Below are 26,079 nucleotides of genomic sequence, written 5' to 3'. Positions count from 1 at the left end.
AATGTCGAAAAAGAAAGGATTGACGAAACGAAGACGGCTTCGAGTATTGGTCGCACCCTCCGGCTTTAAGGAGAGCCTCGGGGTTCGTGATGTCATCGCTGCATTGGCGCGGGGCGTTCGCAATGCCGTTCCGACAGCAAAGATCCTGGGCCTTCCAATGGTGGATGGCGGCGAGGATTTTACGCGGACCCTTGTTGAATTGTCTGATGGCGAGCTGCATTCCGTCACAGTGACGGGACCGGTGGGACAACCCGTGGCGGCCAATGTCGGTTTTCTCGGGCGAAGAAAGAAACGGACAGCAGTTCTGGAAATCGCGGCGGCTGCAGGGATCCGGCTCGTCCCCACGGACATGCGTGACCCGACCCGCACTACAAGTTATGGGGTTGGTGAGTTGATTCGTTTTGCGCTCGATCTTGGCGCGGAAAGAATTCTGATCGGCTGCGGTGACTCGGGTGTCAACGATGCAGGAACCGGCATGGCCCAAGCATTAGGCGTGCGTCTGCTCGATGGCGGCGGCCGTCCCATTTCGGGGAGCGGCTCGGCCCTCTCATCGCTAGCTCGTGTCGATCTTTCCAGTCGTGATCATCGCCTTTCGAATGTTCGTATCGACGTCGCGGTAAATCCCTACAACATGCTGCTCGGCGAGAGAGGCGTCGCCCGGGTGTTCGGCCCGCAAAAGGGTGCAACACCTGACCAGGTGGTTTTGCTCGAGCAGGGCATGGAAAATGTCGCTCACGTCGTTCGCCGCGACCTCGGCGTCGACGTGACGCCGCTTGTCGGCGGAGGAGCTTCCGGGGGACTCGGCGCCGGACTTCACGCCTTTGCTGGGGCCCGGCTGCATCCGCGCTTCGACCTGATTCTGCGGTATATGGATCTCGATCATCGGCTGTCAAACGCCGACATCGTCATGACAGCCGAGGGTGGCCTGGATGGTCAGACGAGCTTTGGAAAGATACCAGCCGAGATTGCCCGGCGCGCGAAACGTCACAATCTGCCTGTCATCGCCTTGGCCGGAACGATCGGAGCAGGTGCAGAGGCGACCCACGACATCGGCATCGATGCCTTCTTCAGCATTCTGTGCCGACCGTGTTCCCTCGAAGACGCGATCCGTGACGCCGACACGCTGCTGGCGAACGCTGCCGAGCAGGCATTCCGGCTGATGCGGGCGACGCGTGCTTTCAAGTTCAGATGACGGAGCGTGTCAGCCAATGGCCGCGATGTCGCTACGCGGCGGCCCTGACCGGCTCGAAGTCTATGTCGAGAACCGAATTTCGCGCTGCCCGGTGGGCGGGGAAGCCGAAGTCCAACCCAAACTTCACCCGATCGTGGTCCCCGCCTTGAGCTTCCTCGCCTCCTTCATGTTGGGAAGAAAAACCGTCAGCAGCCCGAGCAGCGGCAAATAGGAGCAGACCTGGAAGACGAAATCGATGCCCTTCATGTCGGCGACGACACCAAGCACGGCGGCGGCGATGCCGCCCATGCCGAAGGCGAAGCCGAAGAAGATGCCGGCGATCATGCCGACGCGGCCGGGCACCAGTTCCTGCGCGAAGACGACGATGTTCGAGAAGGCCGAGGACAGGATCAGGCCGATCAGCACGGTGAGAACCATTGTCCACTCGAAATTGGCGTAGGGCAGGGCCAGGGTGAAGGGCAGCACGCCGACGATCGAGAACCAGATCATCGCCTTCTGTCCGTAGCGGTCGCCGAACGGGCCGCCGAGCAGGATGCCCAGGGCCGAGGCGCCGAGGAACAGGAACAGCATGACTTGCGACATCTGCACCGAAACGCCGAATTTATGGATGGCATAGAAGGTGTAGTAGCTGGACAGGCTGGCGATGTAGGCGTTCTTGGTCAATACCAGCAAGGTCAGCATCGCCAGCGCGCCCAGGACCTTGCGGCGCGGGAAAGGCGAGACGAAGCCTGCCCCCTTGCGGGTGCCCTGTGCGGCGCGCAGGCGGCTGTACCAGCCGCCAACCTGCCACAGCACGATGATGCCGATCAGCGAGCCGCCGGCAAACCAGGCGATGCTGGTCTGGCCGAAGGGCACGACGATGAAAGCTGCCAGCAGCGGACCCATGGCCTGGCCGAAATTGCCGCCGACCTGGAACAGCGACTGTGCCAGACCGAACCTGCCACCAGAGGCGAAGCGGGCGATGCGCGAGGATTCCGGGTGGAAGATCGCCGAGCCGATGCCGATCAGCGAGGCGCCGATGAGGAGCAGCGAGTAATGTCCGGCATAGGCCAGCACGACCAGCCCGATCAGCGAAGAAGCCATGCCGTAGGGCAGCGAATAAGGCATCGGCCGCTTGTCGGTAATCATGCCGATCACCGGCTGCAGCAAGGATGCCGTCACCTGGAAGGTGAAAGTCAAAAGGCCGATCTGCCAGAAATCGAGACCGTAATTGTCCTTCAGCAGCGGATAGATCGCCGACAGCAGCGACTGCATGATGTCGTTGATGCAATGGCAGAAGCTCACCGCCAGGATGACGGTGAAGGCCGTCGCCTGAGCTGAAATGTGGCTGGCCGCTGCCGGCTTGGCGTCGGCGGTTGCTGTGGTATCGGTCAAGGCAGGCTCCGTGGTCTTTTTAGCGGGCGCTTCCGCAGGCGGTCTTATAGGCCGCAGCCTTATACGTTGCTTGTCACGCGACTTCTTTCGTGGTTTGGTCCAATAGTTTCGCAAGTGGGCCATAGCTGATGCCGCATGGCAGGGAAATGTTCAGAGCGGGCGACACCGATCTCGGGCTGTTGCATGAGCGTCGCTGGCAATGGCTGGAGCAGGCCGTAGGGCCGGCAGTGGCGCTGCCGACCGAATATCCGGACGGCTACCATGTGCCACGGCACCATCATAGCCGCAGCCAGTTGCTGCACGCGCTGGTCGGTGTCGTGCTGGTGACGACGCGGCATGGGCGCTGGATGGTGCCTCCGGACCACGCGATGTGGATCCCCGCCGGCACCGAACATTCCGTCGAGATGCTGGGCGACGTCAGCATGCGGTCCGTCTATGTGATGCCGGAGGCCATTCCCGGCCTGCCGGACGGGTTGCGTGTCGTCGGCATCACCGACCTGATGCACAGCCTGATCGTGGAATCGGAAAAGCTGCCGCAAGGCGCCGAGCTGGAGGGGCGGGGCGGGCTGATCATGAAGCTCCTGCTGCACGAAATCCCGAACCTGCCGGAACGGCCGCTCGGCCTTCCGTTCCCGTCCGATGCAAGGCTGGCGACGCTGTGCCGGCGCTTCGTCTCGGCACCGTCACCGCATGCGACGATCGACGAGTGGGCCGCTATCGTCGGCATGAGCCGCCGCTCTTTCACCCGCGCGTTCCACCGCCAGACCGGATTGTCGCTGTCGACCTGGCGTCAGCAGGCCTGTCTGTTCGCGGCGCTGCCACGGCTGGCCGACGGCGAGCCGATCACGAGGGTGGCGCTCGATCTCGGCTATGACAGCGTGCCGGCGTTCATCACCATGTTCAAGCGCATGCTGGGAGCCTCGCCACGCGGTTACATGCGGGGCGCCCGTGATGCTGGCGAAGGTGTGCGACGAATAAGCGGTCCGGCTCGGCCTGAGTCGCAGCCCTGAAGGGCGTCGCGTTCGACCGGCCTCATGCGAGGCGCTTTGGGTTCTTGATTTTATGCATGTCGTTATCGCAAAACCGCTGCACTTTGCGCGACACGCATCAATCGAACAGGCTCGACACCGATTCCTCGGTCGCCGTGCGCGAGATCGCCTCGCCCATCAATTCGGCGATGGAGATGACGCGGATATTGGCGGCGTCCAGCACTGCCTGGGTCGGCTGGATGGAATCGGTGATGACCAGTTCCTGCAGTTTCGAGGCGCCGATGCGGGCGATGGCGCCGCCGGACAAAACGCCATGGGTAGTATAGGCGGTGACACTGGTGGCGCCGTCGGCAAGCAGCGCATCGGCCGCATTGCACAGCGTGCCGCCCGAATCGATGATGTCGTCGATCAACAGGCAATCCTTGCCGCGCACGTCACCGATGACGTTCATGACTTCCGATTCGCCGGGGCGCTCGCGGCGCTTGTCGACGATGGCAAGCTGGGCGTCGATGCGCTTGGCGAGCGCGCGGGCGCGGACCACGCCGCCGACATCCGGCGACACCACCATGACATTGGCAAGCTGCTTGTATTTCGCTTTTACGTCGCGGGCCATGACCGGCACGGAAAACAGATTGTCGGTCGGGATGTCGAAGAAGCCTTGAATCTGGCCGGCATGGAGATCCAGGGTCAGCACCCGGTTGACGCCCGCCCTCGTGATCATGTTGGCGACCAGCTTGGCCGAGATCGGTGTGCGGCCCGAGGCACGGCGATCCTGCCTGGCATAGCCGAAATAAGGAATAACCGCAGTGATGCGCTTGGCCGAAGAGCGCATGAAGGCGTCGATCATGATGAGCAGTTCCATCAGATGATCGTTGGTCGGGAACGAGGTGGACTGCAGGATGAAGACGTCCTCGCCGCGCACATTCTCCTGGATCTCGACGAAGATTTCCTGATCGGCGAAGCGCCTGACGCTGGCCTTGCCCAGCGGAATGTTGAGGTAGCGGGCGACTGATTCGGCCAGCACCCTGTTGGAATTGCCCGCGAAGAGCTTCATGCACCGTTCCTGGCGAAGGATTGAGAGACTCCGATAGCACTCCAGCCTCTTAGTCGGGCTTTTAGCGGCCCGCGCCGGTATTGCAAGCGTCGTGAATGGGAATCCGCCGGCTAATCTCAATAAACGCTTACGGCTTGAGCATGCGGCGATAGAGCCAGTTCCATGCCGACGGAATCGGGATAGCTTCTAACTTTCAGTCTGAGCATGCTCTTTTCCGAAAACCGGATTCCACTTTTCGGAATCACGCTCCAGGTCAGCCGGCGCCGCCGCCAAGCCAGGTGGCGAACTGGTCGATTGTCTGGTCGGCAATTGCCTGCATGGTCGCCGGCTCGACCGCCGCCCAGCCTTCGCCGCCGCCAACAGAGGGCGCCTTCTGTTGGCCGTTGATGCGATGCAGCCGGTTGCCGGCCGGGTCATAGATGTCCCAGACGTAGATGACGGTGGTGTCCTTGCCTTCCGTCATGGTCGAGAAATAGCCCTTGAGCACATGCGTAGGGGTCTGGTCGGTGCTGCCGGCCAAGGTGATGCCGCGCTGCCTGGCGCGTGTCTGAAGCTCGGCGGTCAGCGGTGTCGCGGCTTCTACTGAGGCGCCGACGATCGGCGCCACCTGCAGCCGGGTCCGCGCAATGGCAGCCGCGCTTTTGGCGGGCGGCACGGCTGCTGCAGCGGAAGGCTGCGCTGTATCTGCGGTTTGCGCGGTGCCGGCAGGCTGAGCCGGAGTTGCGGGGGGCGTTGCGGCACCTCCGGCTCCGGAGAGCGATTGCGTCGATTGCGGGGCAATGGCCGAGGGTTCGAGAACGTCCTTCGCATTGGTGCAGGCCGCCAGTGCCAGCGCCACGAGCAATGACACGGTCGTCACATGCGATCGTCTCATTAGCCTGAAAACTCCTTGGCGACGAACGCCCCTCACACTCTTTCCATTATGGATTCACTGCACGATCAAGTCGAGATCATGGCGGGACAGCGGCTTCGGCTGGGATTCGGTGGTCAGATAGGTGCGGCCAAGCGTCATCGCGGTTTCGGTTTCGGAGTCCATGATGATCATATGGGCGAACAGCGTCATGTTCGGCGCAATCGGTTCGGGATTACCCTGATAGAACATCGGCATATCCATCCAGGACGGGGTGAAGCGGGCGCCGAGCGAATAGCCGCAGGCATTGAGCCGGTGCTTGGTCAAATTGTGGGCTTCGAGGGTGCGGGCATGGGCGTCGAACACGTCGCCGAACGTATTACCGGGCGTCATCGCCTTCTCGACTGCAAGTAGCGCGGCGCGGGCGGCATCGAACAATTCCTGGTGGCGTTTCGATACCTTGCCGGTCAACACCGTGCGCATCATTGCCGCATGGTAGTGGTGGAAGACACCGGCCCATTCGAGCGTCAGCTGGTCGTTCTTGGTGAGCTTGCGGCGACCGGCCTTGTAGCGGCAAAGCAGGGCGTCGACTCCGGAGCCGATGATGAACTCGTTGGCCGGATAATCGCCGCCGCCGGCAAAGATCGCACCTTGCATGGCGGCGAGGATCAGCGCCTCATCGCCGCCCTGCTTGATCAGCGGCAGTGCTGCGTCCAGCGCGTCGTCGGCCAGATTTGCGGCTTTTTCCGCCTTGGCGATTTCTGCCGGGCTCTTGAACAGCCGTAGCCGGCTGACAATGCCGGAGGCATCCGCGATCTGCCCGAAGGTCTGCAACTGCTCGTCGAGGCGCCGGCCATTATAGGCGGTCAGGCCGTGGGTGTCGTATTCGACGCCGATCCGGGCGCCGAGCAGGTCAAGCTCGTTGAGCAGATTGCGCAGATCTACCGCCGGATTGGCGCCGTTGCGGTCCGTCCACAAAACGATGTTGTCGATGATCGAGGTGTGGCGCGCCTGGCGCAAGTCGGCCGAACGCGTCAGCAGCACCATCGAGCCGTCGGCCTTGACCACCAGGCACTGGAAAAAGCAGAAGCCGAAGGTGTCGTAGCCGGTTAGCCAATACATGCTTTCCTGGGCAAACAGCAGGACGGCGTCGAGCTTCTTTTCGGCGATCTCGATCATCAGTCGATCGCGCCGCGCGTCGAATTCCGAGCGTTCGAAATGCAGCGCCATCAGTCAGCCTCCAAAACGATTGCCGAAACCTGCCGCCCGTAGTCGGGCTCGTTGCGATGCGTGCTGCGCCGATAGGAGTAGAAAAGCTCTTCCTCGGCATAGGTGCAGCGGCCAAGTCCTTCGGCGTTGACGCCGCCCTTGGTCAGCCGGTCGACCGTGTAGCGGTTGAGATCGAACATCGCGTGTCCGGCATTTGCGGAGGGCGCGAAATAGCGAGCATTGCCGGCATCGGCGTCGACGAAACGGGCGACGAATTCCGGTCCGACTTCGTAATTCCGTGGGCCGATCGAAGGACCGAGCACTGCGACGATGCGGTCGCGCCGGGCGCCGAGGCTTTCCATTGCCGCGATGGTGTTTTCCAGCACTCCGGTGAAAGCGCCTTTCCAGCCGGCATGGGCGGCGCCGATAATGCGCGCCTCGGCGTCGGCGAAGAGGACCGGTCCGCAGTCGGCGGTCGAGGCACCGACGGCAATGCCCGGCCGGTCGGTGACAATGGCGTCGGCCTTGGGCCGCTCGCCGGCAAAAGGCTCCCTGGTAATGACGACGTCCGGCGAATGAACCTGGTGAGCGGTCAGCAGATGGTTTGCAGGCACGCCCATCCATTCGGCGACCCGGCGGCGATTCTCGCGCACCAGCGTCTGGTCGTCGTTCGAGCCGGTGCCGATGTTGAGGCCCCGGTAGATGCCGCTGGAAATGCCGCCGACTCGCGTGAAGTAGCCGTAGCGGATGCCTTGCGCCGTTTCCAGCAAGGGCGACCGAACGGGATCCGGTTTGGTCTGATTCAGCATGGCGGCTTTGTTGTCCGTATGGGTGATTTCGTCAAGCGAGTTGAAGGGGCGCAGTTGAAGGCTGGTCAGTTGAAGGCTGGTCAGTTGAAGGCTGGCGCAGTTGATGTCGGGCGCTAGTCGGAGACGGGAGAGTGAGAGAGGCGGCAGCGAAAAGTCAATCCGTGCTTGGAAACGGCGGAACGGCAATGCCGGCGGGGAGGACGGCAAGCACCTTGAAGAGTTCGCCCATGGCCAGCGGGCCGGCCAGGCGCTCGACGTCGGCCGCGATCTTTTCGCGAGCTGCCTCATCGGCATTGGCGCCGAGCCGGCCAGCTCGTTCGAGAAGCCCCATCTTGAGCAGGAATTCACCTTGCGTTGAGAGGTGGGCATCGAGGCTGTGTGCCCGAACGGTTGCCGCGAGGGCAGCGAAATCGACATGGGCTGTGAGATCGGCCTGCCCCGGATTGGCCAGCACGTCCTCATGACCATGCTTGCGCAAGGCCTGCAAGGTGTCGCCGATCCCGGGCTGGAGGTGACCATAGTCGAGAAACAGGCCGGCGCCGCCAAATCCGGCAAGTCGCCCGGCGATGGCCGCCATCAGGGCGGCGCGGGCTGGCGCCACCTCGACGATGGCACCTTGCGGCGCATTCTCGGCACCCTCCGGCAGCAGCATCGGGTCAAGCGAGCCAGCGCCGACGAAAAAGCGCAGCCGGTTCGCATCGTCGAGACCGATCATCCGCTCGCGCCAGCCGGCCCCAGCGCGGACGAACTGGCGGATGGGCACCGCGTCAAACAGCTCGTTACCAACAATCAGAAGCGGCCCCTGCGGTAGTGTGTCGACGGCCTCATGCCAGGCGATGGTGGCCGACGTCCCGGCAAGCGTTCGTTTCTGGACCTCGGTCAACCGCAGACTGGTCTCGATCAAGGCGAACGATGCGCTGGCGGTAAGCGTCGGATCGAGCCGCGAAAGCGTGCGCAGCATATCTCTCATCAGCGTGCCGCGGCCGGGGCCTATTTCGGCGATGGCGACCGGCGTCGGCCGGTGGATCGCCAGCCACGCCTGATAGAGCCAGATGGCGACCAGCTCGCCAAACATCTGGCTGACCTCCGGCGCGGTGACGAAGTCGCCGGCGGCGCCGAACGGCTCACGTGTCGTATAATAGCCGTCCTGCGGATCGAACAGGCAGAGCGCCATGTATTCGCTGATGGGGATCGGTCCCACGGCACCGATCAGCTCGGCGATGCGGGTCTTCAGCCGCGTCATGCCGGCTGCGGTTTTGTCACCGGCTTGGCTGTAGCCATCGCCCAGATGCCGGCCAGCACCATCGGCAGTGACAGCACCATTCCCATGGTCAGCCAGCTCGTGCCAAGGAGGTAGCCAAGCTGCTGGTCGGGCTCGCGAAAGAATTCGACGAAGATGCGCGAGGCGCCATAGCCGGCGATGAAGGCGCCGCCGACGAAGCGCGGCGCCTTCAGCTTGAGCCGCGAATGGGTGAGGAAGCGCAGGACAAGGAACAACACCAGCCCTTCGAGCAGCGCCTCGTAGATCTGGCTCGGATGGCGTGCAAATGGGCCGCCATTGGGGAATTCGAATGCCCATGGAACGTCGGTCGGCCGGCCCCATAGTTCGGAATTGATGAAGTTTGCCAGGCGAACGAGGCCAAGCCCCACCGGCACGCCGGCGGCAACCACGTCGAACAGCGACCATGTGCGGATGCCACGAGACCGGGAAAACAGCGTCATTGCGAGAATGACGCCGATCAGGCCGCCATGAAACGACATCCCGCCCTGCCAGACGGCGACGATATCGAGCGGATTGGCAATGTAGCGCGGCAGGTCGTAGAACAGCACGTAGCCGGTGCGTCCGCCGAGCACCACACCGATGGCTGCCCAGACGATGAAGTCATCGAGGTCGACGGGCTTCATCGGCAGGGTGCCGTCGGGCCACAGTTTTGGGTTGGTGACGAGGCGCTTGGCATACCACCAGGCGAACAGAATGCCGACGATGTAGCCGACGCCGTACCAATGCACCGCCAGCGGTCCGATCCGGACGATGACCGGGTCGATGTTGGGAAAGGGCAGGGCGGCCAGCGGCAGCAAATATTCGCTCAACAGGGTCTCCGGGTTCCCAATCAGGTTCGGGCGCGGACCATGCGGCAGGCTTTTGGCGCGGTCAAGGCAAGCATATGCTTGCATTCCGAATCGCGCGCCACTACGTCAATTCGACCAAGCGAGGATTTGCCATGGCGACCGGACCGAACCGCATTCTCGATGAATTCGCCAAGCTGATGACCGATGCAGCCGGTGCCGCGCAAGGCGTGCGGCGCGAGGTGGAGACCGCCTTCAGGGGCCAGGCCGAGCGCATACTCAACTCCATGGACGTGGTGCAGCGCGAGGAATTCGAGGCCGCTCGCGACATGGCGGCGAAGGCCAGGGAAGAAAACACCCGCCTCGCCGCTCGCATCGAGGCGCTTGAGGCCAGGCTTGCCGAATTGACCGGTCAACCAGCGCCTGCGGCTGCGTCAAAGCCGCGTGCAAAAAAATAACAAGAAATAAATCGTTAAACTTTTCCACAAAGCCGGATCGCAAAAAGCGCTTTGTCGTGAATCGCTTACCGGTACTGCGTGAATCTTTGTGACAGCGCCTTTCCACATGCGAATGACGCAGTGCGAAAAATTTGGCTGGTCACGCGACTCCCGATCAATAGACTGAATTTGTTGCATGATTCGGAGCAGGGTCATGCGCCGGGCGGTGGGGTCCGGTCCGGGGTCTTTGCGTTGACGAAGTCCTGGCCGTCCGAGTTCTAGGCAGAATTGTTCGAGTGTGCCTCTCCAGCGGAGCGTGTGGTGGCGCTCCCAGAACGACAGGAAGCATTTCATGGAACTTCTCGAACTCGAATTCTCCCGCGAAATCCATCCGGTGGATGTTATCGAGCAGGTGGCGCACAACAACGATTGGTCCTTCGAGCGGGCCGGCGACGACGAGATCTCGATCTCTGTTGCCGGAAGCTGGACCGACTACCACGTTTCATTCTCCTGGATGGAGGACTATGAGGCGCTGCACCTGGCCTGCGCCTTCGACATCAAGGTCCCGGAGGCGCGCGCGCTCGAGGTGATGCGGCTGCTTTCGCTGATCAACGAGCAGATGCTATTTGGCCATTTCGACCTCTGGGAGCAGGAAGGCGCCATCATGTTCCGCCAGTCGCTGCTGCTGGCCGGTGGGGTCGAGCCGTCGAGCCAGCAGGTCGAGGTGCTGCTGTCGTCGGCGCTGGAGGCCTGCGAATGCTATTTCCAGGCGTTCCAGTTCGTCGTCTGGTCAGGCACTTCGGCCAAGGATGCGTTGGCCGGCGTGCTGTTCGAAACCTACGGAAACGCCTGACCGTCGATGAGTTCGAGCAACGCGCGAAAACCCGAGATCAGCTTTGCCGATTTCGACCGCATCGACATCCGCGCCGGCACGATCGTCGAGGCCGAGCCTTTTCCCGAGGCGCGCAAGCCGGCGATCAAATTGAAAATCGATTTCGGTCCCGTGATCGGGGTGAAGAAATCCTCGGCCCAGATCACGAAATATTATACGCCCGAAACCCTGATCGGCCGGCAGGTGTTCGCGGTGGTCAATTTCCCGCCGCGTCAGATCGGGCCATTCATGTCGGAAGTGCTGACGCTCGGCTTTCCTGACGAGGAGGGCGCCGTCGTCCTTGGCGCGATCGAGCGCAAGGTGCCGGACGGCGGCAGGTTGTTCTAGCTGCGCTGTTGTTCACGCAGCCAGTTTACGCCTGGTACCCAGCGCCTCTTCGACCGTTTCCATGAACATTTCCGCGCAGGCCTTCCAGCTGTAGCGCATCGCGCGTTGCCGCGCCTCGGCGCGGTCGACGTGAAGGGCGGCGAGCGCTGCTTGCCGCAGGTCGTCCGACACCGCGCCGCCGATGCCGTCGCCGACGATATCGATTGGTCCGGTGACGGGATAGGCTGCGACCGGCGTGCCGCTGGCCAGCGCCTCGATGATGACGTTGCCGAACGTGTCGGTACGGCTGGGGAAGACGAAAACATCGGCCGAGGCGTAGATCTCGGCCAGTTCGTCGTTCGGACGATGGCCGAGGAAATGGGCATCGGGATATCTGGCCTTCAGCTTCGCCAATTCCGGCCCTTCGCCTACGACCAACTTGCTGCCGGGCAGGTCGAGGTCGAGGAAGGCCGGCAGGTTCTTTTCGATCGCGACGCGGCCGACGCAGAGGAAGATCGGTCCGGGGAATCCCAGGTCCTTTCTTTTGTCCGGCCGAAAATGATCGGTGTCGACGCCGCGCGTCCACGGCCGGAGCTTGGTGAAACCGCGCGCCGCAAGATCGTTGGCAAGCGACTGTGTGGCAACCAGCGTGCCCTGTCCTGAATTGTGGAAATCGCGCAGCCAGCGATAGGCCCATGCTTCAGGCACCGGCAGGCGTGCGCTCAGATATTCCGGAAAACGTGTGTGATAGCTGGTCGTGAACGGGCGGCCGGCGTTGCGGCAGTAGCGCCGGGCCATAATGCCGAGCGGTCCTTCGGTGACGATATGGATGTGGTCCACCTTGCGCGCCTCGATCAGCCGCGCCACGCGGTGCGGCGTCGTCAGCGCCAGCCTGATATCGGGATAGGTCGGCAGAGGCAGGGTGCGAAAGATATTCGGCGTCAGGAAGTCCGTCTCGATATCGAAGGATTTCAGGGTCTCCGAGAGGCGCTCCAGCGTGTGGACGACGCCGTTGACTTGCGGGCGCCAGGCGTCGGTGACCATCAGGATGCGCATGGCGGTCCCTTGGCGGCAAGCTTGATTGGCTTGCCGCGATGCCTGAACGGCGACCACGCCGCAGCTCTGGCGTCGCACCAGCGCACCCGGGCAGGCGCGGGGTCGAAATGAGGCCGCAGGGCCGAATCAATCAGGATTGCGCGCTTCATTGGCGCTCTTCACCATGGTTTCATGACGGGCCGATGAAGGCCGGGTGTCGCTGCCGTCAAGCGGGGACCTTGATCACCGCCCGAAGGCCGCCGAGCGGGCTGCGTTCGAGGACGATGTCGCCGCCATGGCTGCGGGCAATGTCACGTGCGATGGAGAGGCCAAGGCCGGTGCCGCTGGCGTCGAGGTTGCGGGCCTCGTCGAGCCGCACGAACGGCTTGAATACATCCTCCCGCTTTTCGGGCGGAATGCCCGGACCGTCATCGTCGATGGTGACGAGCAGCGAACCGCGCCCATGATTGGCATTGATCTCCACCGTCTTGGCATAGCGGAATGCATTGCCGACGACGTTGGACAGCAGCCGGGCAAAGGCATTGGGGCGCACGTGCACATGCGGATCGCCGACAAGCACGGTCGACAGCTTGCGCTTGCGCAGCGCGGCTTCCTCGCGAAGCTTGTCGAAGAAGGCTTCGAGATCGAACTGACCTGCGTCTTCCGAAGCTTCGCCGCGTGCAAAGGCAAGGTAGCCTTCCAGCATCGACTGCATGTCGTCGATGTCTTGGTCGAGTGCCTGGGTATCGGCCGCCTTGGTCCCGGCAAGCGCCAATTGCAGTTTGAAGCGGGTGAGGATGGTCCTCAGATCGTGGCTGACGCCGCTCAGCATGGCGGTACGCTGCTCGAGCTGGCGTTCGATGCGTTCGCGCATCTGTATGAAGGCAAAGCCGGCGCGGCGGACTTCCTCGGCTCCGCGCGGGCGAAAATCGCGCGGCATCGGCCGGCCCTTGCCGAAGCTCTCGGCCGCCTCGGCCAGCGTCAGAATCGGCCGGATCTGGTTGCGCAGGAAGGGAATGGCGATCATCAGCAGCACCAGCGAGGTGCCGACCATCCAGATCAGGAAAATATGGGTGTTCGATGCATAGGCCTGGCTGCGGCGCACGAAGACGCGCAGCACCTTGTTCTCGAGCTGGACGCGGACCTCGACGATATTGGAATTGCCGACCGTATCGATCCAGAACGGACGGTTGATCTGGCGGGTGATCTCGGACGAAAGGATCTCGTCGAGGATCGAGAAGAACGGCTTTGGCCCGGGAGGCGGCAGCGGGTCGGGCGGCAGGAGGTCGACCTTCAGCTGCATGCGATCCTGGGCGATGCGGATGACGTTGGCGTAGTCGGCGTCGTGAGGATAGGTCTCTATCAGGTCGATGATGGCGGCGATGTCGCGCACCGTGGCCTGCGACAGGCGCTGCGTCACGGTCTGCCAGTGGCGCTCCATGAAGACAAAGGCGACGACCGACTGCAGCATGATCATCGGCGCGATGACGATGATCAGCGAACGGGCATAGAGCCGCTTCGGCATGTAAAGCGACACCAGGCGCCAGAAACGGTTCCAGGCGCGCGGCACGGCCTTGAGCGCCCGCGTCGCGCGAGCGCTCAAGCCGCCATCTCCCGGCCGTTCGAGTTGCGTGGTCGCCATTCGTCTTTTCGCTCACCGGCGGCCCGGCAAAGGACCGCTGTCGGCGACATTCTATTCCACGCTGAGCCGATACCCAATACCGCGCACTGTCTGCAGCCAGACCGGATTGGACGGATCGCGTTCGATCTTGCGGCGGAGCCGATTGATCTGGACGTCGATCGTGCGCTCGCCGACCTCGGATTCATCGCCGACAAGCTCATGCCGCGGTATCGTTTCGCCGGCACGCGCAGCGAAGATCGCCAGGATTTCCTGCTCGCGGTCGGTCAGCTTGAGCGCCTCGCCGCCGCGCTTCAGCTCACGCCTGGCGATCTGGAACGTATAGGGGCCAAAGACCAGCTGTTCGACCTTAGGCGTTGTCGCGGGGCCGCCGCGGCGCAGGATATTGTTGATACGCAGGATCAGCTCGCGCGGGTCGAACGGTTTAGGCAGATAGTCGTCGGCGCCGGCCTCGAGCCCGGTGATCCGGCTGTCGGTTTCGGACAGTGCGGTGAGCATCAGGATCGGCACGTTTTTCTCCGCCCGCAGCGCCTTGGTGAGGTCGACGCCACTTTCACCCGGCATCATGACGTCGAGCACGATCAGATCGAAGTCGAGGCCGGCGAGCTTGCGCCGCGCCTCGCCGGAATTTCCGGCGACGGTGACGCGAAAGCCGTTTTCGGTCAGATACTGTTTCAGAAGATTGCGGATACGGGTGTCGTCGTCGACCACCAGCAGATGCGGCGCGTCGTCTTCCGGTGCTGTCGGATGATCAACCCTCTCAATGGTCTCCATGGTTTTTCCCTGACATCTTTGCGGGCACAATGTCGATCTGCGCCCTTAGTTCCGGATTGACCATCGCTTCAAGGAACCGTTCGATAACGGCGCGTTCGGTGGCTCCGGAATCTTCCAATGCAGCATGGATGCGGCGCGACTGTGGCCGCGCCAGCGCCAGCGCCAGGGCACGGCCCTTGGCCGTCGGGTAGAGTTCGCGCTGGCGGCGGTCGCGAGGGCCCTGCAATTGCACGATATGGTCGGTGTCGATCAGTTGCTTGAGCACGCGCGCCAGGCTCTGCTTGGTGATCTTGAGCACGTCGAGGAGCTCGGCGACCGTCAGCCCGGGCCGGCGATTGACGAAATGCAGAACCCGGTGATGGGCACGGCCAAAACCGTATTCGGCCAGGATCTGGTCCGGATCGGAGGTAAAGTCGCGATAGGCGAAGAAAAACAACTCGATGATGGCGAAATCGATGCCGTCCTCGTCGGTGATCGCCGTCCTGATCGGTTCTGCGGCTGCGTGGCTCGTCATCTTTTCTCCGTGTGAAGCAGGAAATTATGTCAGCACTATTGACGTATTTTCCGCGCGATGGTAATTTTTGGCAAGCTTTTCGGCGGATTGCGAACGAAAAGGCAAGCGAAGCCGTTTTTTCCGGAACTTCCTGAGTTTGCCAGACCTTAAATATCCGCCTACGCTTTGAGACAATGGCCGCCCACAGCGGCCGAAACGAAACACGCAACGACGCAATGATGTGCGGGCCGCCGCCCGCGGGAGGTTACCATGGCATCCGTTCCCTTCGACCAACTGGACGGCTTTATCTGGATGAACGGCGAATTCGTCAAATGGGCCGACGCCAAGATCCACGTCTTGACCCACGGGCTGCACTACGCCAGCGCGGTATTCGAGGGCGAGCGCGCTTATGGGGGCGAAATTTTCAAGCTGACCGACCACACCGAACGCCTGCATGAATCGGCGCGCCTGCTTGGCTTCAAGATACCCTACTCGGTCGCCGAGATCGACGACGCCTGCCGCACGCTGTTGAAGAAGCAAGGTTTCCAAGACGCCTATGTCCGGCCGATCGCGTGGCGCGGCAGTGAACAGATGGGCGTTTCCGCACAGAACAGCCGGATCAACTGCGCCATCGCCATCTGGCAGTGGCCAAGCTATTTCGACCCGGCGCAGAAGCTCAAGGGTATCCGGCTCGACATGGCCGAATGGCGCCGCCCCGACCCGCGCACCGCACCGTCGAAATCGAAGGCGGCCGGCCTCTACATGATCTGCACTATGTCCAAGCATGCCGCCGAGGCCAAGGGCTATGCCGACGCCATGATGCTCGACTGGCGTGGCCAGGTGGCGGAAGCGACAGGCGCCAACATCTTCTTCGTCAAGGACGGCAAGATCCATACGCCCAAGCCTGATTGCTTCCTCGACGGCATCACCCGCCGCACGGTCATCGACCTTGCCAAGGACCGCGGTTTGGAGGTGATCGAGCGCGCCATCATGCCGGAGGAGCTTGAAGGCTTCCACCAGTGCTTCCTCACCGGCACGGCGGCCGAGGTGACACCGGTTTCGGAGATCGGTCCGTACCGATTCGAGGTCGGCGATATCGCCAAGACATTGATGAACGACTATTCTGCGGCGGTTCAACCCAACCACGCGATTGCTGCAGAATAGCGAAAGTCACAGGTTTTTTATCAAGTAGGGGCGGTTTTCGGGCCGCCCCTTTTATTTAAGCGTTTGCGCATTTGACTTTCATTCAATTCGGCGTCTCATGATGGCGTCGGCCTGGGAGGCTGGCAGCTATGGAGGGACTGGAAATATGGATATGAACACGCTTCTTCCGATCATTATTCAGGTGATTACGGGCATCATCGGTGGCCAGGCGGTGGGTGCGGCTATCAAGAGTGCGGCGATGGGGCAGCTTACCAAAATCCTGGGTGGCGCTGTCGGCGGCGTCGGCGGTGCGGCCATCCTCAACAGTCTGCTGGGTGGCGCGGTCGATCCGGCAGCAGCCGCCACGGCGGCAGGGGCCGGCAGCGCGTTGAACATTTCAAATATCGTTGGCGGTGCCGGCGGCGGCGCCATCCTGACCGGCATCATCGGTGCGGTCATGAACGCGATGAAGAAATAAGCTTCGACGTTTCAGGTTTTCAAATGGGCGGCTTCGGCCGCCCATTTCGTTTGCCGTTTGTGGGAGCGGTGGACGCCGTTCGCGTGTGTCTCTACATCAGGGCCTGGTTCAAGGTTGGAGCTCTCCTGACGCGTTCGAGGGGACGCGCAGCACTCCGACAGCGTGAAAGGACGAATATGGGTCAGCTCAACGCCGGCATCGTGCCGGTCACGCCGTTCCAGCAGAACTGCACCATCCTCTTCGACATGGACGACAGACAAGGCGTTGTCGTCGATCCGGGCGGTGACATCGACAAGGTGCTGGCGGCGCTCGAGGACAATGCGATCACTGCCGGCGCGATCTGGATTACCCATGGCCATATCGACCATGCCGGCGGGGCCATGGAACTGAAGGAGGCGCTCGGTATCGAGATCATCGGTCCGCATGCCGCCGACCGGCCGCTGCTCGCCAATCTCGAGAACCAGGCAAAGCGCTACGGCATCACCGATCCCGTGCGCAACTGTGTCCCCGACCGGTTCCTTGCCGAAGGCGAGACCGTTTCGTTCGGCTCACACGAGTTCGAGGTGCTCCATTGTCCGGGCCACGCACCCGGCCACGTCGTCTACTATAACCGGGCGGCGAAGTTCGCCCATGTCGGCGACGTGCTGTTCCGCGGTTCGGTCGGCCGCACCGACCTGCCGGGCGGCGACCACGCCGCGCTGATCGCCTCGATCAAGGAGAAGCTTTTGCCGTTGGGCGACGACATCGGCTTTATCTGCGGCCATGGTCCCGGCGGCCGTTTTGGTGAGGAGCGGCGGAGCAATCCTTTTCTGGTCTGAAACCGCTTGCCGGAAACAAAAAGCGCGGCCTGTGCGACCGCGCTTTTTCCGACGGGAAACTGCCTCCGCTAATTGGTGGTGCAGAAATGCTGTTCGCCGTCATAGCCGGTGAACGTGCCGGTACGGGCGTTGAAGCTCCGGTAGCGGTCCGAGCAGTATTCGTACCAGCCGCGGGTCCACGGCTCCGCATAGCTTTCGGCATAGGCCACTCGCGGCTGCACGTAATAACGGCGTACCGGGGCAGGCCTGTAGTATTCATCATCATAGGCCGGGTCGTAATAGCGGGGCTGCGGGTTGGCGAGAGCACCGCCGATCAGGGCACCGGCCGCAAGGCCGAGCACGCCGGCCGCAACGGCGTCGCCGTGGCCGTGGTGGCGGCGGTGATGGCGCCATTCGTCGGCATTGGCCGCGGGCAAGGTCGCAAGCGTGGTCGCAACGACCGCGGCGGACAGGATGGCAGTCTTGAAAATTCGGTTCATGTCGGTCTCCTTCGTGCCGGCCCGGGTCGTTTTCGGGGGATGCGGTCCGGCTTTAACGAAGATTAATATGCGACCGTGGCTGAACGGGGGCTGAACGAAATTTGACCAGGCGGTTCATCTAACTGGGCGGTTCAAGCGTGCGGCAACACCGCAGGCCAGACCGGCCCACGTCCATTCTGTCCGGGGGTGGTTCAGCCGATCGACAGGTTGACGGCTTTCGGACCCTTGCCGCGCTTGTCCGGCTCGGTGTCGAATGTCACTTTCTGCCCATCCTCAAGACCGGGAAGACCCGACGCCTGCACGGCCGAAATATGGACGAAGACATCCTTTGCCCCGTCGTCCGGCGTGATGAAGCCGAAGCCCTTGGCGTGATTGAAGAATTTGACGGTGCCGGTCTGCGGCATGGGAAGCTCCTTTGATCCCACAAGTCCAGTCTCGGGCCGGCAAATGCCCGGACGGAAATTTGTCCTTTATTTTAGTGCCATCGGCAAGAGAAAGTTTTGCGGGTGCGGGCAAGCATCCCGGAACACAAAAGGCGCGACGAAAACCGCCGCGCCTTTACAGAATTCAAGTTCACTCCAAAAGCCTTGCAGCATCCTCACCCCGAAAGGACGCGCGGCACGCTGTGGTTTCAGGCAGCGCGGAGATTGACCGCTTTCGGACCCTTGCCCATACGGTCGGGCTCGACATCGAAGGTGACCTTCTGACCGTCGACGAGCGTGCGCAGCCCGGAAGCCTCGATCGCTGAGATGTGGACGAACACATCCTTGGCGCCGCCATCGGGCGTGATGAAGCCGAAGCCTTTGGTAGCGTTGAAGAATTTAACGGTGCCGGTCTGGGCCATTGGGGAAACTCCTTCACCCGTGTCAGTCTTGGTGGTTCCGCCCGCCGCCTGGCGCCGTGGGCAAGTCCCGGTGGTTGCTTCGGCAGTCATGCATTGGCGCATGGGTAAAACCCCCCGCCGAAAACGGGGCTGTCAGAGATTCACAGTATCGGGGAAAGGTCGTCCAAAACGTTCCGCTCTCCGGGTCGCAAATGCCCGAACACAAAATTTATCGCACGGAAACGTGATGCTTGCAAGACACAGCCGCGGGCGGCCCCAACAGGCGCATCCCGACGCATCGCACCGATAGTCCCGGTTCTCTGCGCGGTCATCGGCCAGACTTCACCCAGGCATGGTCCAGCCAGCGGGGCAGGTGCTGTCTTGGCTTGCGCCGCCATACCGCCCTGGCTCGCCAGTTGCAAACAGGGGTTGCATCTGGCAGCGGAATGACGAGGATCGGCCTGACCCAGGCACCATTTGTGCAGGCAGGAGTTTCGAGGGAGGGAACATTCATGCGGTTTCTTGCGGCAATCTTTCCGCGGCAGGTTTTTTCCATCCTGTTCCTGTCGGTAATTCTCGCAGCCTGCACCGTCGTGGTGGATGATGAGGGGCCGGGGCCGCGCCCGCCACGGCCGGGGCCGCAATTCTGCACTAGGCAATATGACCCGGTCTGTGCCCGGCGCGGCGGCGACCGCCAGACCTTCGCCAATGCCTGCCTTGCCGAACGGGCCGGATACCGCATCATTCGCGAGGGCGAGTGCCGCGGCGGTGGTGGTGGCGGTGAGGAGCAGACATTCTGCACCCGCGAATACCGCCCAGTCTGTGCCCGTCGCCATGGCGAACTGCGCACATTCCCCAACGAATGCGAAGCCCGCGCGGCGGATTATCGCGTCGTCGATGACGGGCCCTGCTAGCGCACCGACCTACAGCCTGGCCGGATAAGCACCATCTGGGGGCCGGCGTAGAGCTCAGCGCCGTTCCCGTTGGAGATGCGCAGGCGACGCGGATCTGCGGCATCATCAGCATGTGAAGCAGCGTTGTGGCGCGTCGGCTCAGTTGGCCGGGTTGTCGACCGGTTCGAGATTGTCTTCCGTGGTGACCCGCTCATAGGTCTCCTGATCGCTGCGGATGCGATATTGCGGCGAGCCGTCCTTGACCGGCAGCCGGCTCTTGATCTGGAACAGCTCCGCGGTCTTTTGGGCAAGGCCGGTGCGGCTCTTCATGCGGACGGTCTGGCCGACGGTGAAGATATGCGCCGGCGTGTCCGTGCGCCGCGCATTCTGCTGGAAGCGGATCATGTGACATTCTCCTGGTCGTGCCGAAGCGCTGCGTCGAGCTCGGCATGGTCAATGGCGACAAGCTGGCTGGTCGCGCTTTTCACTGTCCTTGCCGGCAGATGGATGAAAGTGGCGACGCGGCGCCAGGCAGGCCAGGACATGCCGTCGATCAGTTCTTCGTCGTGGTCGATGTCATAGTCGCCGGCCGGCTGCACGCCATCCAGCCCGCCAAGCACGAAAGGTGCCGCGAAATGCGCTATGGAATGGGTGGTGCGAGCAGACATTCTTGTGCCTCGAAGTTCTCGCTTGTGCCTTGAAGTTCTCGTGCCTTGAAGTTTCTTTCCGGCCTGCCCCGGAAGCGGAGCCTGCATTGCGGTACCAGGTGTCGGCGATTTGGATAAGTTTGGCGGGCCGAGAATCCCTGACACCGCGGGGCCAAGCATGGCCCAAAACGGTTTCATACCAATAGTCTGAAAATACGGCTTATTCAAGAAGTTTTCGGCCTCTTACCCCTACCAACGTCAAATTACTTTTCTATAGTTATCCGCAGAACGATGATACGGTCCCGGTGCACCTCAAAAATTGTTTGAAGAACTTCCGAAAAAATTCCTCCGGCATTTGTATTTATCTAGCAATGGAAGGAAGAGAGTCATGAACTCCGCAAGAACACCGGATGTCCCGACAGTTGCAGTCAGTCCTGTCGCAAAGCCGATAAAGGTCTTGTCGCCGCGTCTCACGATAAGAAGCGACGAGGCGGCAAGGCGAAGGATTGCCGACACCGACGGCACGGCGCGGCGGGCGCGCCAGCTTGCCGAAAGCAACCGCCTGATTTGACGCGCAAGCCATGACGCTCAATTTTCCCAATCCCAGCCGCTCCTATGACGCGGCGGCCAAGCGCATTCGTTTCGTCGGCCATGACGGCATGTTCGAAGTCCCGTTCTTTGTCGAGGTCGCGGCACTTTCGGCGGCAAACCCGGCAGCAAGCGGAGCCGAGGCCGAATTTCTCAGCGCCTTCGACGCCAAGCGTTCGTCGATCCACGAGATTGCGCGCCAAGCCTACTCGCACGGCCGCAGGAACATGTATGTGCTGACGCCGGCCGACTTTCGGTAGGCTCCCCCGGGTTCGAAGTTTTGCTTCGTAGCGACCGCCGTCTGCTCTTGCACGCGCCGCAGCGATGGCCTAGATCGCGGCAGGCGGACAACACGGCAGGTTTCCCATCAACAGAGATCCGAGACAACCGGCAGGCGCACGTTACGGCTCAGGCGGACAGCCGCCGCTGGGGCTCGACCAGCACGTGCAGCAGGCGCTGCAGCTGCACCAGGCCGGGCGCCGGCAGGAAGCCGAGGCGCTTTACCGACAGGTGCTGGCGCAAAAGGCCAACCACCCGGCTGCTGCGCATTTCCTCGGGCTTCTGCTGCACCAGACCGGGCGCAGCGCCGAGGGGCTGGCGCTGATCGAACAATCGGTGCGTCTGCAACCGAACAATCCGGATTTCCTCAACAATCTCGGCACCGTGCTGCGCGACCTCGGCCGGGTCGCGGCCGCCGCCGATCTCTTCCGCAAGGTGGTGGCGATTCGGCCGGACCAGCTGGCGGCGCGTGACAATCTCGGCTCGTCGCTGAAGCAGCTCGGCCAATTCGAAGGCGCCGAGGATATTTATCGCGGCACGATCGGCCGCAACCCGTTCCATGTCCGCGCCCGCGTCGGGCTTGCCGAGACGCTGCAGGAAGCGGGCCGGCTGGATGAGGCATTGGCTGTTTTTCGCGAGGCGCTGACGATCCGGCCGAAGGATGCCGATCTTTTGCATGGCCTGGGCGTCGGGCTGATGGAAAAGGGCAATCTCGACGAGGCTGCGGATCTTTTCAGGCAGGCGCTGGCTGTGGACCCCGGCATGGCGAGGGCCTGGCTGATGCTTACCCAGGTCAAGCGCCAGAAGGAGCGCGACGCCGAGCTTGCCCGCATGGAGGCGGAGCACGCCAAGGCGCCGCAAGGCAGCCTGGCGCGCATGCAGCTTTCCTTCGGCCTCGGCAAGGCCAATGACGACCTCAGGGATTATGGTCGCGCTTTCGACTATTTCGCCGAAGGCAACGCGATCCGCCGCCAGGGCATCGACTACGACGCCGGCAAGACGCGCGGCGAGTTCGAGGCGATGAAGGCGGTGTTCGACAAGGCCTTTTTTGAAAGGCACAGGCCGAGCGGGATAGCCGACGACACGCCGATCTTCGTCGTCGGCATGCCGCGTTCCGGCACCACGCTGGTCGAGCAGATCATCGCCAGCCATCCGCAGGTCTATGGCGCCGGCGAGCTCAGCATATTAAAGACGGCGGTCGGCAAGCAGTTTCCGCTCAGCATGAAGGGCGGCTTTCCCTGGGGCATCGCCGACATGCCCGACAAGGCCTATGCCGAGGCCGGCCAGGCCTATCTCGACATGCTGCACGCCCGCTATCCGGGTTCTCGGCACGTCACCGACAAGATGCCCGGCAATTTCCTCTTGGTGGGCTTCATCCATTTGATGCTGCCGAAGGCCAAGATCATCCATTGCGCGCGCGATGCGGCGGCGACCTGCCTGTCGATCTACAAGGTGCACTTCCGAGGCGACAGCCATCGCTACGGCTACGATCTCGACGAGCTCGCCGATTTCCACAATCTGTACACCGACATCATGGCGCACTGGCACGCCGTGCTGCCTGATGTCGTGCACGACGTTCGCTACGAGGATTTCGTCGCCGACCAGGAAGGCCAGTCGCGGGCGCTGATCGCCCATCTCGGCCTGCCGTGGGACGACGCCGTGCTGTCGTTCCACCAGACCGACCGGCCGGTGCGAACGGCGTCGGCTGCGCAAGTGCGCCAGCCGATGTATCAGGGCTCGGTCGACCTGTGGAAGCGCTATGGCGACCGGCTGAAGCCGCTGCACGACAAACTTGATCGAGGGGCGCCTACAGCTCGATGAAGGGCTGAAAACCGCCAAAGATCATGCGCTTGCCGTCGAACGGCATGGTCTCCCAGTCCGACTTGAGGCGCGGGTCGGCCATCACCTTGGCCATCACCGCGTCGCGACTCTGGCGCGATTCGTAGACCACCCATGAGAAGATGACGACCTCGTCGTCCTTGGCCTGTACGGCGCGCGGGAACGAGGTGAGCTCGCCATAAGGGACGTCGTCGCCGACGCATTCGACGTAGGCAAGAGCACCGTGCTCCTTCCAGACGGCGCCGCCGGTTTCCGCCAGCTTCTTGTAAGCATCGAGCTTTGCCTTCGGTACGGCAAGTACGAAACCGTCGACATAGGACATCTGATTTCCTCCTGGGTAGGTTTCCTTCTCCGGCAAAGGGCAAAGGAAAGAACGTGCTACGCCTTCTTCACCGGTGCGTTCATTGCCCATTCGACGCCGAACGGATCACGCATATTGCCCCAGCGGTCACCCCAGAACATCACCTGCAACGGCACGACTTCCTCGCAGCCAGCCTCGATGGCCCGCTGCCACCAGGCGTCGACATCGTCGCTGCCGAGATGGAGCTGCATGGTGTAGCCCTGCGGCTTCACAACGGCCATTCCATGCTCGGGATAGAAGTCGGAAAGCATCAGGGTCGAACCGTTGATGTGGAGATGGATATGCATGGTACGGCCCTGTTCGTCCGGCGGATAGGCAAAGACCTGCTCGGCACCGAAGGCCTTTTGGTAAAATTCGGCGGCTTTGAAAGCGCCGTCCAGCTGAAGGTAGGGCGTCAATCCGCCAAGCACTTTGGCGGCGGGCTGGGTCTGCGGCTGGTCATTCATGTCATGCTCCTCTTTGCGTCTGGTTTGCCTTTGCGAACCACAGGACGAACGGAACGGCGACGATCCTACACGGCCGATGGTTTTTTGGATTCGAAATGGCGCCTGCCGCGACGGCCAACTGCCACCTTTCAACCTTCGATGCGAATCCGCGGGCTGTTTTGCGCGTCAACGACGATTTCGGGCCAGCCGATATCTTTGCGCAATTCGATCGGCAATGAAAGGATGGCGCGTTCGCTGCGATAACGGGCGCGAGCCGCCGAGTAACGGGCTGCGACGCGGCCTATGGATGACAGAATAGACATGATGCTTTCTCCTCGATTGGCGCCGGCATCACCGTGTCGGCAACCCAAGGACGTGGCATGCGATCATCATCCGACAGAGCGCCGGAATTTTTTTCCGCAAGCCTTCAGCCGCCGGCTTCGGCAACCTCCCGGAAGAACTCCTCCGGGCTGTCGATCTCGGTCAATCGCCGTTTCTCGATCAGCCAGAAGCGGTTGCCAACCGCGCGGATGAAAGAGCGGTCGTGCGAGGCAAGCAGGCAACTCGCCTGATGTTCCAGCAATTCCGCTTCCAGTGCTTCCTGACCATCGATATCGAGATGATTGGTCGGCTCGTCGAGTAAATAGAAATTGGGATTGGCGAGCCTCAGCGCCAGCATCATCAGCCGCGCCTTCTGTCCGCCCGACAGCACGCCGATCCTGCGCTCCTGCATGTCGATGCTGACGCCGGCGCCCGCCAGCAGCGAGCGGGCGCGCTGCTCGCCGACATCGAATCTGCGCGAGAGCATCGCCAGCGGCGTGTCGTCGCCGCCGATGCCCGACAATGCCTGGTCGCTATAGCCGAGCACCGTCGACGGCGTCACCTTCAGGCTTTGCGCCGCCGTTTCCGGCTCGACGATGGCGTTCCGGATCAGGCCGATCAGCCGTGACTTGCCGACGCCGTTACGGCCGAGCAGGACGATGCGGTCGCCTTGGCAGATGTGGCGCTTGCCGGTGCTGAACAGAACCGTGCCGTCAGGTGTTCCGACCACCAAATCGTCGAGCGTGATCAGCACCTTGGCATGGCTGCCGCGATTGGCGAGCTTGATCGCGCCCGCCGATCTTTCGCGGTGTGCCGGCGCTGCCGCTTCTTCCAGACGCTCTGCCCGCTGGTTGAGCTGCTTGGTCTTGACCGTCAAAAGGTCGCTGCCGGAATTGATGCCGATATTGTTGAGCTTGGCGGCCTGCCGGCGCAGCTGCTGCGCCACTTTCATGTCGCGCTGGAATTTGCGCTCGGTCGAGGCATCGACTTCGCTCAATGCGTCCCTGGCTCGTGAATAGGGCAGCGAGAATACCGGCGACTGTTCGGGGCGCAGGAACAGCGTCCGGTTGGTCGTAGCATCGAGAAAAGCGCGGTCGTGGCTGGCAATCACCAGCGGCACCTCACGTGGCAGCGCGTTCAGCCAGGTCTCGAGCTGGCTGATCTTGCCGAGATCGAGGTGATTGGTCGGCTCGTCGAGAAGCAGGACGTCGGGGTCGGTGACCCAGACGCGGGCGATCAGCGCCAGCCTTTGCCAGCCGCCGCTCAAGGCCCGCATCGGCCGCGCTCGCATCGGCTGCGGCACGTCGAGCGAGTCTAGAACCACGTCAACGCGCCATTGCTCGCTTTCGGCCTGCTCGGCCGGCAAGGCGTCGGCCACCACCTCATGAAAGCTACGCCCGGCCAAGGCTGCGGGGACGACTTGCTCGACATAGCCGACGCGCAGGCCGCGCGTGCGGGTGATGTCGCCTGATGTCGGCTCCATCTCGCCGGTCAGGCACTTCAGCAAAGTGGATTTGCCCCGACCATTGGCGGCGACGATGCCGAGCCGGTCGCCGGTGCCGATGGTGAGGTCGAGGTTGGAGAAGAGCGGCGCACTCATGGTGACGCCGAGAGACTTGAGGCTGATCAGGGCCATGTCGATTTCTCTGGTCTGTCCGGAGCGAATTCCGGTTCAATGCACTTTGACGGTGCGCAGGCTGGCCATCAGGCTCAGCGTTGCAGCACCACGAAGGGCGGACCAAAAAAATCGAAGCGGGAAGAAAAACCCGGACCGTCTCTGGTCAGCCCTGCAAGCAAGCTCGCAGGGCAGGGACAGGGCCGCGCTGACGGTGGTGAGAAAATAACACGCAGCCCTCCTTTCAAGA

Annotated in this window: 32 protein-coding genes; 12 read left to right on the top strand and 20 right to left on the bottom strand. The window is 62.4% G+C overall.

Annotated features, from left to right (window positions below):
- Position 1: 1 nt before the first annotated feature.
- Entirely contained in the window at positions 2–1,192 is a 1,191-nt protein-coding gene (locus tag NKJ73_RS00665) for a glycerate kinase family protein (protein ID WP_352568007.1), read from the top strand.
- A gap of 123 nt (positions 1,193–1,315) precedes the next feature.
- Here the strand turns inward: NKJ73_RS00665 and NKJ73_RS00660 are convergent, their stop codons facing one another.
- Positions 1,316–2,566: an MFS transporter gene (locus tag NKJ73_RS00660; protein ID WP_352568006.1), complete on the bottom strand. Its 1,251-nt coding sequence runs from the start codon at positions 2,564–2,566 to the stop codon at positions 1,316–1,318.
- 128 nt (positions 2,567–2,694) lie between these two features.
- On the opposite strand from NKJ73_RS00660, the gene NKJ73_RS00655 reads away from it, so the two are divergent.
- Positions 2,695–3,576 (top strand): AraC family transcriptional regulator, encoded by an 882-nt coding sequence (locus NKJ73_RS00655; protein WP_023678428.1) that lies wholly within the window; start codon positions 2,695–2,697, stop codon positions 3,574–3,576.
- A 97-nt stretch (positions 3,577–3,673) separates the two neighbouring features.
- On the opposite strand, the gene NKJ73_RS00650 is transcribed toward NKJ73_RS00655, so the two are convergent.
- The 6 genes from NKJ73_RS00650 to lgt all read right to left on the bottom strand — a co-directional run bounded on the left by NKJ73_RS00650 (position 3,674) and on the right by lgt (position 9,568).
- Positions 3,674–4,609, bottom strand: coding sequence for a ribose-phosphate pyrophosphokinase (locus NKJ73_RS00650; protein WP_023678427.1), 936 nt, complete (start codon positions 4,607–4,609; stop codon positions 3,674–3,676).
- A 253-nt stretch (positions 4,610–4,862) separates the two neighbouring features.
- Positions 4,863–5,483, bottom strand: coding sequence for a hypothetical protein (locus tag NKJ73_RS00645; protein WP_352568005.1), 621 nt, complete (start codon positions 5,481–5,483; stop codon positions 4,863–4,865).
- Positions 5,484–5,537: 54 nt separating this feature from the next.
- Positions 5,538–6,689 (bottom strand): M24 family metallopeptidase, encoded by a 1,152-nt coding sequence (locus NKJ73_RS00640; RefSeq protein ID WP_023678425.1) that lies wholly within the window; start codon positions 6,687–6,689, stop codon positions 5,538–5,540.
- Entirely contained in the window at positions 6,689–7,561 is an 873-nt protein-coding gene (pgeF, locus tag NKJ73_RS00635) for a peptidoglycan editing factor PgeF (RefSeq protein WP_352568305.1), read from the bottom strand. Before pgeF ends, NKJ73_RS00640 begins: the two co-directional genes overlap by 1 nt.
- Positions 7,562–7,631: 70 nt before the next feature.
- The gene (locus NKJ73_RS00630; RefSeq protein WP_352568004.1) at positions 7,632–8,720 is read right to left on the bottom strand and encodes a class I SAM-dependent methyltransferase; all 1,089 of its coding nucleotides are present in this window, start codon (positions 8,718–8,720) and stop codon (positions 7,632–7,634) included.
- Complete coding sequence (lgt, locus tag NKJ73_RS00625; RefSeq protein WP_352450498.1) at positions 8,717–9,568, bottom strand: prolipoprotein diacylglyceryl transferase; 852 nt, start codon at positions 9,566–9,568, stop codon at positions 8,717–8,719. Before lgt ends, NKJ73_RS00630 begins: the two co-directional genes overlap by 4 nt.
- A 131-nt stretch (positions 9,569–9,699) precedes the next feature.
- On the opposite strand from lgt, the gene NKJ73_RS00620 reads away from it, so the two are divergent.
- The 3 genes from NKJ73_RS00620 (at position 9,700) to NKJ73_RS00610 (ending at position 11,200) form a co-directional block, all read left to right on the top strand.
- On the top strand, positions 9,700–10,002 hold the full coding sequence (locus NKJ73_RS00620) for an accessory factor UbiK family protein (RefSeq protein ID WP_352469829.1): 303 nt from the start codon (positions 9,700–9,702) through the stop codon (positions 10,000–10,002).
- 331 nt (positions 10,003–10,333) lie between these two features.
- A complete protein-coding gene (locus tag NKJ73_RS00615; RefSeq protein WP_023678420.1) occupies positions 10,334–10,834 on the top strand; it encodes a type III secretion system chaperone family protein in 501 nt (166 codons plus the stop codon).
- Positions 10,835–10,840: 6 nt separating this feature from the next.
- Entirely contained in the window at positions 10,841–11,200 is a 360-nt protein-coding gene (locus tag NKJ73_RS00610) for a tRNA-binding protein (RefSeq protein WP_352568003.1), read from the top strand.
- 12 nt (positions 11,201–11,212) lie between these two features.
- On the opposite strand, the gene NKJ73_RS00605 is transcribed toward NKJ73_RS00610, so the two are convergent.
- The 4 genes from NKJ73_RS00605 to NKJ73_RS00590 form a co-directional block, all read right to left on the bottom strand.
- Entirely contained in the window at positions 11,213–12,235 is a 1,023-nt protein-coding gene (locus NKJ73_RS00605; protein WP_352568002.1) for a glycosyltransferase family 4 protein, read from the bottom strand.
- A 205-nt stretch (positions 12,236–12,440) separates the two neighbouring features.
- The gene (locus tag NKJ73_RS00600) at positions 12,441–13,856 is read right to left on the bottom strand and encodes an ATP-binding protein (protein ID WP_023678416.1); all 1,416 of its coding nucleotides are present in this window, start codon (positions 13,854–13,856) and stop codon (positions 12,441–12,443) included.
- Between the two features lie 51 nt (positions 13,857–13,907).
- A complete protein-coding gene (locus NKJ73_RS00595; protein WP_023678415.1) occupies positions 13,908–14,627 on the bottom strand; it encodes a response regulator in 720 nt (239 codons plus the stop codon).
- Positions 14,614–15,141: a MarR family winged helix-turn-helix transcriptional regulator gene (locus NKJ73_RS00590; protein WP_023678414.1), complete on the bottom strand. Its 528-nt coding sequence runs from the start codon at positions 15,139–15,141 to the stop codon at positions 14,614–14,616. Before NKJ73_RS00590 ends, NKJ73_RS00595 begins: the two co-directional genes overlap by 14 nt.
- Positions 15,142–15,390: 249 nt before the next feature.
- Here NKJ73_RS00590 and NKJ73_RS00585 point away from each other — a divergent pair, with 249 nt between their 5' ends.
- The 3 genes from NKJ73_RS00585 to NKJ73_RS00575 all read left to right on the top strand — a co-directional run bounded on the left by NKJ73_RS00585 (position 15,391) and on the right by NKJ73_RS00575 (position 17,559).
- Positions 15,391–16,284 (top strand): branched-chain amino acid aminotransferase, encoded by an 894-nt coding sequence (locus tag NKJ73_RS00585; protein ID WP_352568001.1) that lies wholly within the window; start codon positions 15,391–15,393, stop codon positions 16,282–16,284.
- Positions 16,285–16,429: 145 nt separating this feature from the next.
- Entirely contained in the window at positions 16,430–16,741 is a 312-nt protein-coding gene (locus NKJ73_RS00580) for a hypothetical protein (protein ID WP_023678412.1), read from the top strand.
- Between the two features lie 176 nt (positions 16,742–16,917).
- Positions 16,918–17,559: an MBL fold metallo-hydrolase gene (locus NKJ73_RS00575; protein WP_352568000.1), complete on the top strand. Its 642-nt coding sequence runs from the start codon at positions 16,918–16,920 to the stop codon at positions 17,557–17,559.
- A gap of 68 nt (positions 17,560–17,627) precedes the next feature.
- Here the strand turns inward: NKJ73_RS00575 and NKJ73_RS00570 are convergent, their stop codons facing one another.
- The 3 genes from NKJ73_RS00570 to NKJ73_RS00560 all read right to left on the bottom strand — a co-directional run bounded on the left by NKJ73_RS00570 (position 17,628) and on the right by NKJ73_RS00560 (position 18,882).
- Positions 17,628–18,038, bottom strand: a complete 411-nt coding sequence (locus NKJ73_RS00570; RefSeq protein ID WP_352567999.1) for a BA14K family protein — start codon at positions 18,036–18,038, stop codon at positions 17,628–17,630.
- Positions 18,039–18,229: 191 nt separating this feature from the next.
- On the bottom strand, positions 18,230–18,442 hold the full coding sequence (locus NKJ73_RS00565) for a cold-shock protein (RefSeq protein WP_006202521.1): 213 nt from the start codon (positions 18,440–18,442) through the stop codon (positions 18,230–18,232).
- Positions 18,443–18,669: 227 nt separating this feature from the next.
- Positions 18,670–18,882, bottom strand: a complete 213-nt coding sequence (locus NKJ73_RS00560) for a cold-shock protein (RefSeq protein WP_006202520.1) — start codon at positions 18,880–18,882, stop codon at positions 18,670–18,672.
- A gap of 491 nt (positions 18,883–19,373) precedes the next feature.
- Here NKJ73_RS00560 and NKJ73_RS00555 point away from each other — a divergent pair, with 491 nt between their 5' ends.
- Complete coding sequence (locus NKJ73_RS00555) at positions 19,374–19,775, top strand: Kazal-type serine protease inhibitor family protein (RefSeq protein WP_352456930.1); 402 nt, start codon at positions 19,374–19,376, stop codon at positions 19,773–19,775.
- 138 nt (positions 19,776–19,913) lie between these two features.
- Here the strand turns inward: NKJ73_RS00555 and NKJ73_RS00550 are convergent, their stop codons facing one another.
- Positions 19,914–20,159 (bottom strand): hypothetical protein, encoded by a 246-nt coding sequence (locus NKJ73_RS00550; RefSeq protein WP_023678408.1) that lies wholly within the window; start codon positions 20,157–20,159, stop codon positions 19,914–19,916.
- Positions 20,156–20,422 (bottom strand): hypothetical protein, encoded by a 267-nt coding sequence (locus NKJ73_RS00545; RefSeq protein WP_023678407.1) that lies wholly within the window; start codon positions 20,420–20,422, stop codon positions 20,156–20,158. The genes NKJ73_RS00550 and NKJ73_RS00545 overlap by 4 nt, the downstream gene beginning before the upstream one ends.
- Positions 20,423–20,789: 367 nt before the next feature.
- Here NKJ73_RS00545 and NKJ73_RS00540 point away from each other — a divergent pair, with 367 nt between their 5' ends.
- The 3 genes from NKJ73_RS00540 (at position 20,790) to NKJ73_RS00530 (ending at position 23,089) form a co-directional block, all read left to right on the top strand.
- Positions 20,790–20,972 carry a hypothetical protein gene (locus NKJ73_RS00540; protein WP_023678406.1) on the top strand — a complete coding sequence of 61 codons (183 nt, stop codon included), beginning with the start codon at positions 20,790–20,792 and terminating at the stop codon, positions 20,970–20,972.
- Positions 20,973–20,982: 10 nt separating this feature from the next.
- On the top strand, positions 20,983–21,249 hold the full coding sequence (locus NKJ73_RS00535; protein ID WP_352567998.1) for a DUF1488 family protein: 267 nt from the start codon (positions 20,983–20,985) through the stop codon (positions 21,247–21,249).
- Positions 21,250–21,433: 184 nt separating this feature from the next.
- Complete coding sequence (locus NKJ73_RS00530; protein ID WP_352567997.1) at positions 21,434–23,089, top strand: tetratricopeptide repeat-containing sulfotransferase family protein; 1,656 nt, start codon at positions 21,434–21,436, stop codon at positions 23,087–23,089.
- On the opposite strand, the gene NKJ73_RS00525 is transcribed toward NKJ73_RS00530, so the two are convergent.
- From NKJ73_RS00525 to NKJ73_RS00510, 4 genes are all read right to left on the bottom strand, one after another.
- Positions 23,076–23,429: a DUF1428 domain-containing protein gene (locus NKJ73_RS00525; protein ID WP_023678403.1), complete on the bottom strand. Its 354-nt coding sequence runs from the start codon at positions 23,427–23,429 to the stop codon at positions 23,076–23,078. The two genes, NKJ73_RS00530 and NKJ73_RS00525, sit on opposite strands and share 14 nt — an antisense overlap.
- A gap of 56 nt (positions 23,430–23,485) precedes the next feature.
- Positions 23,486–23,914, bottom strand: a complete 429-nt coding sequence (locus NKJ73_RS00520; RefSeq protein ID WP_352567996.1) for a VOC family protein — start codon at positions 23,912–23,914, stop codon at positions 23,486–23,488.
- A 128-nt stretch (positions 23,915–24,042) separates the two neighbouring features.
- Positions 24,043–24,216, bottom strand: coding sequence for a hypothetical protein (locus NKJ73_RS00515; RefSeq protein ID WP_352567995.1), 174 nt, complete (start codon positions 24,214–24,216; stop codon positions 24,043–24,045).
- A gap of 104 nt (positions 24,217–24,320) precedes the next feature.
- Positions 24,321–25,850 (bottom strand): ABC-F family ATP-binding cassette domain-containing protein, encoded by a 1,530-nt coding sequence (locus NKJ73_RS00510; protein WP_352567994.1) that lies wholly within the window; start codon positions 25,848–25,850, stop codon positions 24,321–24,323.
- Between the last annotated feature and the right edge of the window lie 229 nt (positions 25,851–26,079).

Origin of the sequence: Mesorhizobium sp. M0074, from assembly GCF_040322975.1 — a bacterium.
Lineage (GTDB): Bacteria > Pseudomonadota > Alphaproteobacteria > Rhizobiales > Rhizobiaceae > Mesorhizobium.
The sequence above is the reverse complement of the archived record's forward strand: the minus strand, read 5'-3'. Positions and strand labels throughout refer to the sequence as shown.